At 61.8% G+C, this 13,747-nt stretch carries 12 protein-coding genes; 3 read left to right on the top strand and 9 right to left on the bottom strand.

From position 1 onward, the window contains the following. Positions 1-6: 6 nt before the first annotated feature. The 3 genes from GH983_RS19310 to GH983_RS19300 all read right to left on the bottom strand — a co-directional run bounded on the left by GH983_RS19310 (position 7) and on the right by GH983_RS19300 (position 3,012). Complete coding sequence (locus GH983_RS19310) at positions 7-1,839, bottom strand: ABC-F family ATP-binding cassette domain-containing protein (protein ID WP_153763262.1); 1,833 nt, start codon at positions 1,837-1,839, stop codon at positions 7-9. A gap of 4 nt (positions 1,840-1,843) precedes the next feature. After that, positions 1,844-2,497, bottom strand: coding sequence for a thiamine diphosphokinase (locus GH983_RS19305; RefSeq protein WP_153763261.1), 654 nt, complete (start codon positions 2,495-2,497; stop codon positions 1,844-1,846). A 224-nt stretch (positions 2,498-2,721) separates the two neighbouring features. Continuing rightward, positions 2,722-3,012 (bottom strand): hypothetical protein, encoded by a 291-nt coding sequence (locus tag GH983_RS19300; RefSeq protein WP_054150233.1) that lies wholly within the window; start codon positions 3,010-3,012, stop codon positions 2,722-2,724. A gap of 364 nt (positions 3,013-3,376) precedes the next feature. Between GH983_RS19300 and GH983_RS19295 the strand changes: the two genes are divergently transcribed. After that, complete coding sequence (locus GH983_RS19295; protein WP_153763260.1) at positions 3,377-4,216, top strand: MoxR family ATPase; 840 nt, start codon at positions 3,377-3,379, stop codon at positions 4,214-4,216. Between the two features lie 100 nt (positions 4,217-4,316). Here the strand turns inward: GH983_RS19295 and bfr are convergent, their stop codons facing one another. The 5 genes from bfr to GH983_RS24375 all read right to left on the bottom strand — a co-directional run bounded on the left by bfr (position 4,317) and on the right by GH983_RS24375 (position 11,227). Next, positions 4,317-4,802, bottom strand: a complete 486-nt coding sequence (bfr, locus tag GH983_RS19290; protein WP_054150235.1) for a bacterioferritin — start codon at positions 4,800-4,802, stop codon at positions 4,317-4,319. 225 nt (positions 4,803-5,027) lie between these two features. Then, complete coding sequence (locus tag GH983_RS19285; protein WP_054150236.1) at positions 5,028-5,351, bottom strand: (2Fe-2S)-binding protein; 324 nt, start codon at positions 5,349-5,351, stop codon at positions 5,028-5,030. Positions 5,352-5,471: 120 nt separating this feature from the next. Beyond that, entirely contained in the window at positions 5,472-8,822 is a 3,351-nt protein-coding gene (locus GH983_RS19280; RefSeq protein ID WP_153763259.1) for an error-prone DNA polymerase, read from the bottom strand. Positions 8,823-8,838: 16 nt separating this feature from the next. Next, positions 8,839-10,257, bottom strand: a complete 1,419-nt coding sequence (locus tag GH983_RS19275) for a DNA polymerase Y family protein (protein ID WP_246727585.1) — start codon at positions 10,255-10,257, stop codon at positions 8,839-8,841. A gap of 40 nt (positions 10,258-10,297) precedes the next feature. Further along, positions 10,298-11,227, bottom strand: a complete 930-nt coding sequence (locus tag GH983_RS24375; RefSeq protein ID WP_246727440.1) for a hypothetical protein — start codon at positions 11,225-11,227, stop codon at positions 10,298-10,300. Positions 11,228-11,386: 159 nt separating this feature from the next. Between GH983_RS24375 and GH983_RS19270 the strand changes: the two genes are divergently transcribed. Next, complete coding sequence (locus GH983_RS19270) at positions 11,387-11,830, top strand: metallopeptidase family protein (protein ID WP_054150240.1); 444 nt, start codon at positions 11,387-11,389, stop codon at positions 11,828-11,830. Between the two features lie 114 nt (positions 11,831-11,944). Continuing rightward, positions 11,945-12,694: an SDR family oxidoreductase gene (locus GH983_RS19265; RefSeq protein WP_153763257.1), complete on the top strand. Its 750-nt coding sequence runs from the start codon at positions 11,945-11,947 to the stop codon at positions 12,692-12,694. 28 nt (positions 12,695-12,722) lie between these two features. On the opposite strand, the gene ftrA is transcribed toward GH983_RS19265, so the two are convergent. Further along, entirely contained in the window at positions 12,723-13,745 is a 1,023-nt protein-coding gene (gene ftrA, locus GH983_RS19260) for a transcriptional regulator FtrA (RefSeq protein WP_153763256.1), read from the bottom strand. Positions 13,746-13,747: the final 2 nt, after the last annotated feature.

The raw sequence follows: 13,747 nt of genomic DNA, 5'->3' as shown, positions 1-13,747 counted from the left end.
AGAGCCTCAGCCCTCCAGTTCTTCACGCAGCATTTCGAGCTCCAGCCATTCCTCTTCCATGCGTGTGATGTCGGCACGCAGCTTTTCCATTTCGGCGGCGAGCTTGTTGAACGTCGCCGGGTCCTTGGTGAAGAGGTTGGGATCGGCCATCCTGGCTTCGCGCGCGGTGATCTCCTTCTCGGCCTTTTCCATTTCCTTCGGCAGGTTTTCGAGCGCGAATTTCTGCTTGAAGGAAAGCTTGCCCTTGCCCTTCGATCCGCCATCGGCGGACTTGCCGCCCGAGGCTTCCTGCGCCTTGGCTTTTTCGGCCTTTTCAACGCGTTTGCGTTCGTCCTCGACGCCCTTGCGCTGGGCGAGCATGTCGGAATAGCCGCCTGCATATTCGATCCAGCGACCGTCGGGCGCGTCGGGGTTGGCCGGTGCGATGGTCGAGGTGACGGTGCGGTCGAGGAAGTCACGGTCATGGCTGACGAGGATGACCGTACCGGTATAGCCGGCGACGATTTCCTGCAGCAGGTCGAGTGTCTCGATATCGAGATCGTTGGTCGGCTCGTCGAGGATCAGGAGGTTCGAGGGCTTTGCCATGATCCGCGCCAGCATCAGGCGTGCGCGTTCGCCGCCCGAGAGGTTGCGGATCGGGGTGCGAGCCTGTTCCGGCTGGAACAAAAAGTCCTTCATGTAGCCGGTCACATGCTTCTGCTCGCCATTGACCAGAAGGTTGTCACCCCGGCCGTCGGTCAGGTAGTGGGCGAGCGTATCGTCGGGATTGAGATCCTCGCGCTTCTGGTCGAGAACGGCGATCTCCAGATTGGTGCCGAGCTTCACCAGGCCTTCGTCCGGTTCCAGCTGGCCCGTCAGCATCTTCAGAAGCGTCGTCTTGCCGGCGCCGTTCGGGCCGATCAGACCGATGCAATCGCCGCGATGGACACGGATCGAGAAGGGGGCGACGATGGCGCGATCGCCGTAGGTCTTGATGACCTTATCAGCCTCGATGACCAGCTTGCCGCTTTCCTTGCCTTCCGTCGCCGATGCCTGAATCGTGCCCTGTGGGCCCTTGTGTCCGCGGTAGTTGGCGCGCAGAGCCTGCAGATTGCCAAGGCGGCGCATATTGCGCTTGCGGCGTGCGGTGACGCCGTAGCGTAGCCAGTGTTCTTCGCGCTCGATCTGGCGACCCAGCTTGTGCTGTTCGATCTCTTCCTCTTCGAGCACCTGGTCACGCCATTCCTCGAAATGGGCAAAGCCGCGATTGAGCCTTCGCGACTGGCCGCGATCGAGCCAGACGGTGGCGGTCGAGATCTTTTCGAGGAAACGACGGTCGTGTGAAATCAGGACAAGCGCGCTGCGGCTCTTCGACAATTCGCCTTCCAGCCATTCGATGGTCGGCAGGTCGAGATGGTTGGTCGGCTCGTCGAGCATCAGGATGTCTGGCTCGGGCGCGAGCACGCGGGCAAGGGCTGCGCGGCGGGCTTCCCCACCAGAGAGACGGGTCGGATCTTCCTGGCCGGTCAGGCCGAGATGTTCGAGCAGGTAGGTGACGCGATAGGGATCGTCGCCCGGTCCCAATCCCGCCTCGGCATAGGCCTGGACCGTTGCATAACCCGCAAAATCAGGCGCCTGCTCCAGGTAGCGGATGGTCGAGGACGGATGGCGGAAAACTTCGCCGGACTGTGCTTCGACGAGGCCGGCGGCAATCTTCATCAGCGTTGATTTGCCAGAACCGTTGCGGCCGACGAGGCAGATGCGGTCGCCAGGCTCCACCTGCAGGCCGGCACCGGCAAGCAAAGGCGTTCCGCCGAAGGAGAGTTGGATATCGTCAAGTTTCAGAATGGGAGGCGCCAAGGCTTCAGGCTCCGGAAAGATCGTAGGGGCGGGCAAGCAGGATCGCCCGGCCGCGGGACAGTGAGACCGAGATCGGTCCTTCGGCGATGTTGGATATCGTGCGCGATGAGCCGAAGGGCAAACTGAAGTCCTGCAAAGGATAGCGTGCGTTGCGGATCGTCAGTCCTTCGAGCGTGGTGAAGCCGAGCACCGAGAAAAGCGCGCCTTTGGGCATTTCGAGAGCCAGTTCGCTGTCCTCGGCGAAGGGATAGGCCTCTTCCTCGCCAGAGGTCAGGACCACCTCGTAACCGTCTTCGACCAGGCCGAGGGCGTTCAGATAGTGTTGCAGCGCGTGATCAGACCGTTCGCCGCCGAGTGCGCCGACGAAGATCAGCCGGCTGGCGCCCCGCGCGATCGCTTCTGCGACTGCGATCTCCCCGTCAGTGACGGCCTTTGCCGCCGGATAGCTGCGGCGTTCCACGGTCGGAAAACGGGCGATCAATTCGCTGTCGCTGCTGTCGAAGTCTCCGACCCAGAGCTCTGGAGTGACGCCGAGGTTCACTGCATGGCGCATGCCGCCATCGGCCGCGATCACGCGGCTTCCTTCGGTCAGCGCCCGCAGGCGGTCGGTAACGGTGAGGCTTCCGCCGAGAAGAAGGGTGAATGAGGTCGAGGTCATGCGCCAGCCCTTAGCGCATCTTCGCCAAAAAGGGAAAGGCGAATGCGTCGCAGACTGCGCTTGGCTGCTTGTCGAACGGCTCCCCGGACCAGCCGTTTCAGGCACGGTCCGGGTCGAGCGATTTCAGCGCTTCTTGGGAGAAGCGGCCTCTGCACTCTTGATCTGCGTGGTGAAGGTCGAAACCGGGGTCGCCGCCGGCTTGGACTTGTCCTGCTTCGGCTTTCTTACTTCGCGGTTCGAACGCTGTTGGCCTTTAGCCATGATGTGCTTTCCTTTTTCGGGGTGTTTGCAGGAGCCGTCGTCCGGGCGGATGCCTTGCTGCGGCTGGGATCAATATCCGTTTCTGCGATGCAGCGATCAAAGCTCTCGCTCTCGAAGCGGACGCGGTACTGGCGGCTTCCCCCGGTCTCGGGAAGGGTCGCGAGCACCTTGCAGGAGCCATTGCTGCGGGCGAGGCGGACGGGGCCATCTTTCAGCGTCACTGTGTCGCCGATGGAATACAGGTGTCTGGTCATGGGGATCTCCTGCAGCTGGGAGGCTGCGGTCGGGACAGACATCCTTGTGACTTGCGGGTCGGACAAAACGTCCCGCCGGTCTAAAGGAGCCTGCCGTTATACGAGGCATTGCGGCCGGACCAATTGGTCCAGACTGCGAATATGGGGTCGAGGAGAAGGTCGGTGATGTCCGGAGCCCGAAATTCCGTCCTTGCGGATGGGGCACTTGCAGACGGACACGCATCAGCGTTCATGGAATACAGCCTGTCAGATTGCCGGGAAAATACAAGCTATTTCTGGTAAACGGGCTAAAGCCGCACCTGTGCTTGCACCCGGTCAGATGCGTCATTACTTTGCCGCCGAAGATGAACGAGGCTCAGATACGATGCAGTTTCAGGGTACCGCAGACTATGTGGCAGACAAGGATCTGATGATTGCGGTCAATGCCGCGATCCGGCTGGAGCGGCCTTTGCTCGTCAAGGGAGAACCGGGAACCGGCAAGACCGAGCTTGCCCGACAGGTGGCCGCGGCGCTCGGGCTCGATATGCTGGAGTGGAACGTCAAATCGACGACCAAGGCGCAGCAGGGGCTCTATGAGTATGATGCCGTCTCGCGCCTGCGCGACAGCCAGCTCGGGGATGAGCGTGTCAATGACGTGAAGAACTACATCCGCAAGGGCAAGCTCTGGCAGGCTTTTGCCACTGACACAAAATGCGTGCTGTTGATCGACGAGATCGACAAGGCGGATATCGAGTTTCCTAACGATCTGCTGCAGGAACTGGACCGGATGGAGTTCCACGTCTACGAGACCGGGGAGACGGTCAGCGCAAAGATCCGGCCGATCGTCATCATCACCTCGAACAACGAGAAGGAGCTGCCGGACGCCTTCCTGCGTCGCTGCTTCTTCCACTACATCCGCTTCCCCGATGCCGATACGCTGGAGCGGATCGTCGAGGTTCACTATCCCGGAATCAAGAAGACGTTGCTGCGCAACGCGCTGACCCAGTTTTACGAGATCCGCGAGACCCCTGGGCTGAAGAAGAAGCCGTCCACCTCGGAGGCGCTCGACTGGATCCGGTTGCTCGTCGCCGAGGACGTCGACCCAGCCGATCTGCGCGGTGAGGCGAAGAATGCCTTGCCGAAGCTGCATGGCGCGCTTCTGAAGAACGAGCAGGATGTGCATCTGTTCGAGCGCCTCGCCTTCATGGCTCGCCGGGATCGCTGAGTTCGCGGCTGCGCGGAGACGCTGAGAGCCGCGGTAGTGTAAATTCGCACAAACGAAAAAAGCCCCGCAAGCGGGGCTTTCTGGAAGAATGGAACGCAGTTTACTCGGCAGCGTCGGCGGAGTCCGCGTTGAGCTGCCCGTATTTTTCTTCGCCGATCTTGGAGAGAAGCTCGAGCTGGGTCTCGAGGAAGTCGATATGGCCTTCCTCGTCGATCAGCAGCTGTTCGAAGATCTTCATCGAGACGTAGTCGCCGGCCTGATAACAGATGTCGCGCGAAGCCTTGTAGGAGGTGCGGGCGTCGTATTCGCCTGCGAGGTCAGCTTCGAGCACTTCCTTGACATTCTGGCCGATGCGCAGCGGTGCAACCGTCTGGAGGTTGGGGTGACCTTCGAGGAAGATGATCCGATCGATGATCTTGTCGGCGTGCTGCATTTCCTCGATCGACTCGGCCCGCTCCTTCTTGGCGAGCTTCGTGTAGCCCCAATCGTTCAGCAGGCGGTAGTGCAGCCAGTACTGATTGACCGCACCGAGCTCGAGGAACAGCGCTTCGTTGAGCCGTTCAATGACCTTCGGATCACCCTTCATGATGTTCGTCCCTTGTATGAATTGAATGACGCAACTCTAGCGCCAGCGCTGTCGCCTGTCGAGCCTTTTTTAGAAGTATTCTAATTCTTGGCGGTGACGCGCAGGTTTCAGCGACCGGATCGACAGGGCAGATTCCCATCTGCATGGTGTCTGAGAACTGGGGCGTGACGGGTAGGGAAATGGTTCTGGCGGCCTAGGTGGGCAGCCGATGCCGATGCATGCGTCTCAGCCGGCAGCGTGTCGGGCCGTCAGTGTTGCCTGGCGCCGTTCGGCCAGCGCTGCCTTCTGCTCCTCGTGGAACTGCTTGAGGCGTTCCATGAAGTTGATGACCTTGGTTTCTTCGGTCTGACGAAGGGCGTGATATTCTTCGGTGGTGCGAATGATCAGGTCGACGACATTCGGAAAACAGCCGCAGCAGCGGCCACGCTTGTTCATGGCGTGGTAAACCTTGCCCGGAACAATCAACTGCCAACAGTCTTCGTCCAGCATCTCGTTGATGACTGACTTGATGTCTTTGTCGGTGATGTAATTGCAGCTGCAGACCAGCATGGACGGGGCACTCGTCAAACATGACATTCACTGTCGCCTTTGTCGTAAACCAGATGGCCTTTGTCAAGAAAAATCGCGGATAGGGCATCAGATGTGATCGCTCCTCAAGGTGTCGTACCGTCAATGGAAGTTGCGTCCTTTCGGCATCAGGTCCGCCATGGCGCTGCGGCGAGGATGGCCGGGCGGAGGGGCGGCCGGCGGAGGGAGACGCGGGACCTTTTCCCGTTTCGCCTGTCGCTGATCGACGCCCGGGCGACGAACTTCATCCGCATGGGCGAGCGTGTCGAAGGTCTTTAGCTCTTCGAGCAGCAGACCGAGCCTGGAGCTTGCATCGACCAGATGGTCTGCGACCACATGGATGACGCCATGCGCCTTCTGCAGGCGTCCGCGCAGGGCGACCAGCCGCGCGCCCATGACGATCGGCCGGTAACGTTCGAACACCTTCGGCCAGACAATGACATTGGCTGTGCCCGTCTCGTCCTCCAGCGTCATGAAGATGACACCCTTTGCCGAACCGGGTCGTTGGCGGACAAGGACTAGGCCTGCAATCTCAACCTTGGCGCCATGGGGAAGACCTTCGAGATCGGTTGCCGATTTGAGGCCGGCCCGCTGCATGGCCTGACGAAGGAATGAAACGGGATGCGCCTTCAGGGAGAAGGTCAGGCTGCGGTAATCACTCAAGACCTCTTCGCCCGGCAACATGCGGGGGAGGATCATTTCGGCCTCGTGCTGCAGATTTTCCTGTGGGGCTGCCTCGAAGAGCGGCAGGACTTCGACGGCCGCCTCTCCATCCAGGGCCTGAGCCGCCCAGAGGGCCTCGCGACGCGACAAGCCAAGAGAGGAAAAGCAGTCGGCATCGGCGAGTTTCTCGATGACGGGGCGGGCAAGTCGCGTGCGCAGCCATAAGTCGCGAACGGAATCATAACCGGCACCCCGTCTTGCAACGAGGATATCCATGGCCTCCTTCGGTATGCCCTTGATCTGGCGAAATCCGATGCGAACTGCCTTATTCGACCTGATGACGCCGGCCATGGACCGGTGACGGCTGGCGATCCGGGTTGGATCGAAGCCGCCCGCCTCTTCCCCTTCGAGCAGGCAGTCCCAGGTCGAGTGGTTGATGTCGACCGGGCGGATATCGACGCCGTGATCGCGGGCATCGCGCACGAGCTGGGCGGGGGCGTAAAAGCCCATGGGCTGTGAATTCAGGATCGCGGCACAGAAGACATCCGGATAGAAGGCCTTGAACCAGCAGGAGACATAGACGAGCAGGGCGAAGGAGGCGGCATGGCTTTCGGGGAAGCCGTATTCGCCGAAGCCTTCGATCTGGCTGAAGCAGCGGGCGGCGAACTCAGGGTCGTAGCCATTGGTCACCATTCCCTCGATCATGCGTTTCTGGAAGCTGGAGACCTGGCCGGTGCGGCGAAAGGTGGCCATGGCACGGCGCAGCTTGTCGGCTTCTCCCGGGGTGAAGCCGGCAGCGGTAATGGCGATCTGCATCGCCTGTTCCTGGAAAAGGGGTACGCCCAGCGTGCGCTCCAGGACTGTGCGCAGTTCATCGCTCGGATAGTCGATCGGCCGGCCGGCCAGCAGGTCTTCGCGCCGCTTCAGGTAAGGATGGACCATGTTGCCCTGGATAGGGCCTGGCCGGACGATCGCCACCTCGATGACCAGATCATAGAACTTGCGCGGCTTCAGCCGCGGCAGCATGCTCATCTGGGCGCGGCTTTCGATCTGGAAGACGCCGATCGTGTCGGCGCGGCAGATCATGTCATAGACTTCAGGGCGCTGGTCTTCGTTAATCGAGGCGAGTGTCTCCTCGACGCCATAATGGGCGGACAGCAGCTTGAAGGCCTTGGCGAGGCAGGTGAGCATGCCAAGCGCCAGGACATCGATCTTCAGGATCTTCAACGTGTCGAGATCGTCCTTGTCCCATTCAACCATGTAGCGTCCGTCAGCCGTGTTCATGATCGGAACGACCTCGTCGAGGCGGTCGCGGGTGATGACGAAGCCGCCGACATGCTGGGAGAGATGGCGGGGAAAGCCCTGCAAGGCCTGGGCGTAATCAAGCACGCGCCGGGTCGTGGCATCCTTGAGGTCGAGGCCGGCAGCCTTTGCCTGCTCCTCGGTGAAATCGCTGGTCCACCAGCCCCAGATCGAACCGGCAAGGGCGGACTGCACATCCTCGGACATGCCGAAGGCCTTTGCCACTTCGCGGCCTGCGGAACGGGCGCGATAGCTGATGACTGCCGCTGTCAGGGCGGCATGCTGGCGACCATAGGTCTCGTAGATGAAGCGGATCACATCCTCCCGCTTCTCATGCTCGAAATCGACATCGATATCCGGCGGCTCGTCGCGTTCCGTCGAGATGAAGCGGTCGAACAGCAGCGTCGTCTTCTGCGGGTCGACTTCCGTGATGCCGAGGCAGAAACAGACGGCAGAATTGGCGGCCGAGCCCCGGCCCTGGCAGAGAATGCCTGCCTCCCTGGCGTGGCAGACGATCCGGTAGACGGTCAGGAAGTAGGGTTCGTAGCGCTTCTCCGCGATAAGCTTCAGTTCGTAGTCGAGGAGACCGAGGACCTTTTGTGGAATGCCCTCCGGATAGCGGTTGCGCGCGCCTTCATAGGTCAGCCGCCGGAGGGCCAGAGGCGGGGGTTCTCCGTCGAAGATCTCATCGGGGTACTGGTGCGACAATTCATCGAGAGAAAACTGAAGCCGGCTAAAGAAGTTGATATTGTTGTCCAGGGCCTCCGGCCAGGCCCTCAGCAGCCGGGCCATTTCCTCTGGGCTTTTCAGGTGTCGTTCGGCATGCGCGTGCAGCCGGAGCCCGGCTTCGGCAATCGTCACATGCTCGCGGATGGCGACGACCACATCGGCAACCGGCTTGCGCTCGGGGGCGTGGTAAAGGGCGTCGTTGGTGGCGATCAGGGGAAGACCGAGCCGCCTTGCTATTCCGTCAAGCTCAGCGAAGTTCCTCTGGTCGGCGCCATCATGACGGGGAACGAGGGCGAGATACAGACGATCCGCCAGGCGAGAGCGGAGAGAGGCGAGCCGGGTTTCGAAGGTTTCGACATCGGCATGGCTTGCCAGCGGGGGTGGCATGGCGATGAACAGAAGATCCTCGCACCATGCCAGAAGATCCTTTTCCCATAGCGTGCAAACGCCCTTTTTCGAGCGCAGATTTCCCTCGCTCAGCAAACGACAGAGATTTCCCCATCCCTTGCGGTTCAAGGGATAGGCGAGAAGTTCAGGCGTTTCGTCATCGAAGACGAGGCGGGCGCCGGGGCGGAATTCGAGACCATTCAATTTTGCCGCGGCATGCAGACGGACAACACCAGCGACCGTGTTGCGATCGGCGAGGCCAAGGCCCGATAGGCCCAGAAACAGCGCGCGCTCCACCAGTTCCTCGGCATGGGATGCGCCGTCGAGGAAGGAGAAGTTGCTGCGCAATCCGATTTCGTAAAACCTCTGCATCGTCACGGCTCCTGCCTCACGCGAAGAAGCCCTGAAGGAACCAGCTCGGCGTCACGGTCCGCCGCTCATAAAGACCCTCGCGATACAGCCAGAAGCGCTGGCCGTCGCTATCTTCGATACGGAAATAATCGCGTGGCGGAGCATCCTCGCCATCGGACCACCATTCCGGCGCCAGGCGCTCCGGGCCTTCGGCCCTGAGGATACGCCGTTGGACACGGCGCCAGCGAAAGCTGGCCGGTGGACCATCCGGGACCACGGACATGACCTCGACCTCTTCAGGTCGATGGAGGAGGCGCAAGGGACGCGCCGATCTCGCCGCCGTTCGGGATCGAGGCAAAGAAAGATCTGCCGCCTTGAGCGCATCGGCGGCCGGGGCGTGTGTGGATGCTCTCTCCGGCCAGTGGCTGGCCAGCGGTACGGGCAGACGCAGCGCCCGCTCACCCAGGCGGGCGGCCACCTGATCGAGGAAGCGTGTGAGATCTTCGCCGCTGTCCTCCTCGTCGGCAAGGGCGGACTGGCGGACTTCAAAGGCCTCGCTCAGGAGGACATTGAGACGAACGAGCTCGAAGCCGAAACCGGCATCAAGCTCGTCATGGATGACGGAAAGGCGTTCCTCGAACAAGGCCCGGATGCGGCCTGGGTCACGCAAGGGGGCGGAGGCCCCGACCTCGATCCGAAAGACCTTGCCATCGACCCGAAAAACCAGAAGTTCGAACAGCCGGCCCCCCTCGCCGCGGGCTTCAAGCGAGGTTTTCAAGCCCGCAGCCAGACGACCCGCGAGATCAAGGACCTGATCTTCGGTCATGATCGGTTCTGCGAGACGCCTTTCGGCCGACAAGAGCGGCAGATGGCGTCGCGGCGAAATGGGCTCGCCTTCCCGTCCAAGCGCCTGATCGAGACGCAGGATCGGACCTGCGCCGAAGCGGCGGGTGATCGGCGCGCGCGGGGCTGCGAGCAGATCCGCTATTGTCTTCAAGCCGACCCGTGCGAGGTTCATGACGATCTGCGGTTCGAGCCTGAGGGCCGCGATCGGCAGGGGGGCGAGTGCTGTTGCGGCCTCGCATGATGCGACGCGCCGTGGGCCATCAAAACGGCTGCAGGCACGGGCGAGACCAGAGGTCGGGCCGACCGCGATCTTGACCGCAAGGCCGAAGGCGGTCATGCGGCGATCAACGTCCTCGATCAGCCTTTCCTCGCCGCCGAAGAGATGGGCGCAGCCGGTGATATCCAGCATCAGTCCGTCATCGCCGTCGAGAGCCACCAGCGGCGTGTAGCGGTCACACCAGTCGGCGATGGCATCAAGAAGAGCGCGGTCTGCGGCCGGATCCGCTTCGATCACGTCGAGGTCTGCACAGATGGCGCGGGCTTCCGCCAGTCCTTGTCCGATCCGCAGGCCGTAGCCTTCCGCCATGTCATCCAGTGCGGTGATCCGCATGGCATTGGCGGAACGGCCGGCGCAGGCCAGTGGCGCCCGGTCAGGATGCGCGGTCGAGCCGGGGTGCAAACGCCACGAGAGACCCCAGCGCCGCCGGGCGATGCGGTCGGTCGGGAGCCTTGGGAAAAAGAGCGACAGAATGCGGCGATCCGAGGCTTGCGGGTTCTGACTGTTCGAAAAGTTGAAGGCGGCGGTCATCGGAATTCCACTCCAGAATGAGTTCGGGCGAGCCCGGAATGCGGGATTTCTCAGGGATGATGCGAAAGACTGGTGACCCGATGCTGCCGCCCAGCAGGGACCCGTCGGCGAGAGATCGCGCCGCCGCCGGCGCGGGTTCGACAAACAGGCGAAGAAGGGCGCTTGACGCCTCTTCTTCGCCCGCCTGGCGGAGGATCAATAGCCTGCCACCGGTGGCGCGCGCCTTGAGGCTCAAGCGCCGGCTCTCGGTGAGGCCGAATTTCTTCGGATTGCCCTGTACTTCCAGGAGCACGGTGGAAAAGGCCCGGGAGGCAAGGGCTGCCTCGGCCAGCCAGAGCGCGTCCTCGACCCTGCGAGGCAGGGCATGCACCAAGGCGGTCGACGACAGGCCGAAATCGAGGAGGCCAGGGCCATAGGCGAGACCCGCTTCCCGGACGACCTGGGGATCGGCGATGAAGAGGAGGCGCTGCCTCTGCCTCTGGTTTTTCTCCGCCGCCATCAGAGCAAGCGCCACTCCGAAACCGGTCACGGTTCCCGCCTGTTGCAGCCTCTGTCCCCTCACTTCGATCAACGTTCCCAGGGCGAGGCTGTCACCCACAATGCTGCCGAAGAGATCCTGGTGTTCGAGCCTTTCATTCACAGCCCTCTGTTTCGTTTCCGGGCCCGTAGTCTGGACCGTCAGACGCGCGGCATGGTCGGGCTTTCCCTCGATCCGGGCAATCGCCTCTCGCAAGGCAAAAAGCGTCTCGCGCGCCTGAGGGCTCTCGCCCATGACGATGTCTCCTGATGAATTGTTCTCTATTTGTTCCTATGGATTCCAGAGCTTCATAAAAGAGTCAACCGGATTCAGATGAGAATTTATTCCTTGGTTGAATTCACTCTCGAAATACCGTCGCAAACATCCTATATCTCCGGGCAGTAAGGAGTATTCATGGCCCGCATAGACCAGAGCGAGGATTGGCGCGAACGACACGCCCCGACGATCAGCACATTCGAGTCGCTGGCGATCGAGGCTTATGGGCACCTGCCGCAGGAGTTCCGCGACCTGAGCCGCGATCTCATTATCGAGATCGCCGATTTTCCGACCGATGAAGTGTTCGAGGATATGGCGCTCGAGACGCCCTTCGACCTGCTCGGCCTTTTCGAAGGACGCGGGATTTCCGAGCGTTTTTCGATGGAAACCGGCATGATGCCGAACCGCATCATCCTCTATCGCCGCCCCATCCTCGACTACTGGGCCGAAAACGAGGAAACGCTGGGCGATATCATCACCCATGTGCTGATCCATGAGATCGGCCATCATTTCGGCCTCTCCGATGATGACATGGAGCGGATCGAGGAAAGCGCCGAAGAGGCCGCCGCTGCTGAGCGGTAAAGCCAGGTTTTTGCTTTTGTGACGGAATGAGCCCTGGACGGCCCGGCAAGAAACGGGTGGGCCGGGCATATCCCGATTGCCTATGACCGACCTCCATTCAAGGAGGTTCTCATCATGCAAACACTTCACGGCCAAGTCGCGATCATCACCGGTGCTTCATCGGGTATCGGGCTGGCGACAGCACGTCTTTTCGCTCAACATGGGGCTGCTGTCGTCCTCAATTCACGGGGTGCAGATGCGCTCGAAAATGCCGCCGTCGAGATCCGGCAGGCTGGCGGGACGGTTGTTGCCGTGGCCGGTGACGTCGCTCTTCCAGAAACGCATGCACGGCTCGTGGATACGGCCCTGCAGCGTTTTGGCCGGCTCGATATCGCCATCAACAATGCCGGTACCGTTGGACGGATTGCGCCTCTCGCTTCTCTCGAGCCCAATGACTGGCATGATGTGCTCACGGGCAATCTGACCTCGGCCTTCCTCGCGGCCCGCGCCCAGATCCCGGCGATGCAGGCGCGTGGAGGGGGTGCGCTGGTGTTTGTCTCCAGCTTCGTTGGCACAAGCGTCGGTCTGCCTGGAATGTCTGCCTATGGTGCGGCCAAGGCGGGGCTGATGGGGCTCGTCAAAGGGATTACGGCCGATTATGCCGCCGAAGGCATCCGAGCCAACGCCTTGCTGCCTGGTGGAACGGATACGGCCATGGCTGGCGATCAGGCTCAAAAGGATTGGGCTGCTTCGCTGCATGCGCTGAAGCGGATCGCACGGCCGGAGGAAATCGCAGCTGCAGCTCTTTTCCTTGCTGGTCCCATGGGCAGTTTCGTTGCGGGGTCTGCCCTTTACGCCGATGGCGGCAACGCCGCCGTCAAATAAGCGGTCAGTGCCCCGACTGTGCCATGCCTCACGCGCTTTGCCCGAAGCGGGCCCGGTAGGCGGCGGGGCTGGTTTGCAGTCGGGTGCGGAAATGATGGCGTAGGGTCGCCGGTGTGCCGAAGCCCGATGCGACCGCGATGTCGTCGAGTGACAGGCTTGCCCTGCGCTCCAGTAAGTCACAGGCGTGGCGCAGCCGGCGGGTTAGCAGGAATTCGCCGGGGCTGTGACCTGTCAGGTCGCGGAAGCGGCGCTGGAAGGTCCGGCTGCTCATCCCGGCCCGTGCTGCCATTTCGGCCAGTGTCACCTCGCGCTGCAGATTGGCCTCGATCCAGTCGATCAGCGGCCCCATCCGCTGTCCTTCGCGTTCCTGCGGTACCGGCCTCTCGATAAATTGCGCCTGTCCGCCTTCCCGATGCGGCGGGACTACAAGGCGGCGGGCAACGCTGTTGGCGGCATCCGCGCCGAAATCGCGGCGGACGACATGCAGGCACAAATCGATGCCCGCAGCACTGCCTGCAGCCGTCAGGATCTGACCCTCGTCGACATAGAGTACATCGGGATCGAGATGGATTTCGGGATGGCTTTGCAAAATTGTGTCGGCATAGCGCCAGTGGGTCGTGGCTTTCCGGCCGTCAAGCAGCCCGGTCGCGGCCAGCACCGCTACGCCGGAGCACAGCGACATCAGACGCGCACCCCGGGCATGTGCTGCCCGCAGCGCCTCGATCAAGGAGGCCGGAACAGGCTCATCGATCCCGCGCCAGCCTGGCACGACGATCAGATCTGCTTCCTTGAGGAGTTTCAGTCCACCTGAAGCGCTGACCGTCAGGCCGCCAGCAGCGCGCAGAGGGCCCTGCTCGATCGCCGCCGTTGCGTGTCGATACCAGCCCTCTCCCATTTCCGGTCGCGCAAGGCCGAAGACCTCAACGGCAACCCCGAATTCGAAGGTGCAAAGGCCGTCATAGGCGAGCGTTACGACGCGTGGTCCTTTAAGCGGCGAGGATGTGAAAGGCGATGCCGATGTCATTGGCGTGATCTTTACGCATGTTGTCATTC

Origin of the sequence: Agrobacterium sp. MA01, from assembly GCF_009650195.1 — a bacterium.
Lineage (GTDB): Bacteria > Pseudomonadota > Alphaproteobacteria > Rhizobiales > Rhizobiaceae > Allorhizobium.
Note: the sequence above shows the minus strand (reverse complement) of the source record. Positions and strands in the feature narration are given on the sequence as shown.

Excerpts from the sequence above, each read along its gene's own strand:
- GH983_RS19305 (WP_153763261.1), bottom strand. The coding sequence starts at position 2,497 with ATGACCTCGACCTCATTCACCCTTCTTCTCGGCGGAAGCCTCACCGTT.
- GH983_RS19300 (WP_054150233.1), bottom strand. The coding sequence starts at position 3,012 with ATGACCAGACACCTGTATTCCATCGGCGACACAGTGACGCTGAAAGAT.
- GH983_RS19295 (WP_153763260.1), top strand. The coding sequence starts at position 3,377 with ATGCAGTTTCAGGGTACCGCAGACTATGTGGCAGACAAGGATCTGATG.
- bfr (WP_054150235.1), bottom strand. The coding sequence starts at position 4,802 with ATGAAGGGTGATCCGAAGGTCATTGAACGGCTCAACGAAGCGCTGTTC.
- GH983_RS19285 (WP_054150236.1), bottom strand. The coding sequence starts at position 5,351 with ATGCTGGTCTGCAGCTGCAATTACATCACCGACAAAGACATCAAGTCA.
- GH983_RS19280 (WP_153763259.1), bottom strand. The coding sequence starts at position 8,822 with ATGCAGAGGTTTTACGAAATCGGATTGCGCAGCAACTTCTCCTTCCTC.
- GH983_RS19275 (WP_246727585.1), bottom strand. The coding sequence starts at position 10,257 with ATGCGGATCACCGCACTGGATGACATGGCGGAAGGCTACGGCCTGCGG.
- GH983_RS24375 (WP_246727440.1), bottom strand. The coding sequence starts at position 11,227 with ATGGGCGAGAGCCCTCAGGCGCGCGAGACGCTTTTTGCCTTGCGAGAG.
- GH983_RS19270 (WP_054150240.1), top strand. The coding sequence starts at position 11,387 with ATGGCCCGCATAGACCAGAGCGAGGATTGGCGCGAACGACACGCCCCG.
- GH983_RS19265 (WP_153763257.1), top strand. The coding sequence starts at position 11,945 with ATGCAAACACTTCACGGCCAAGTCGCGATCATCACCGGTGCTTCATCG.
- ftrA (WP_153763256.1), bottom strand. The coding sequence starts at position 13,745 with ATGACAACATGCGTAAAGATCACGCCAATGACATCGGCATCGCCTTTC.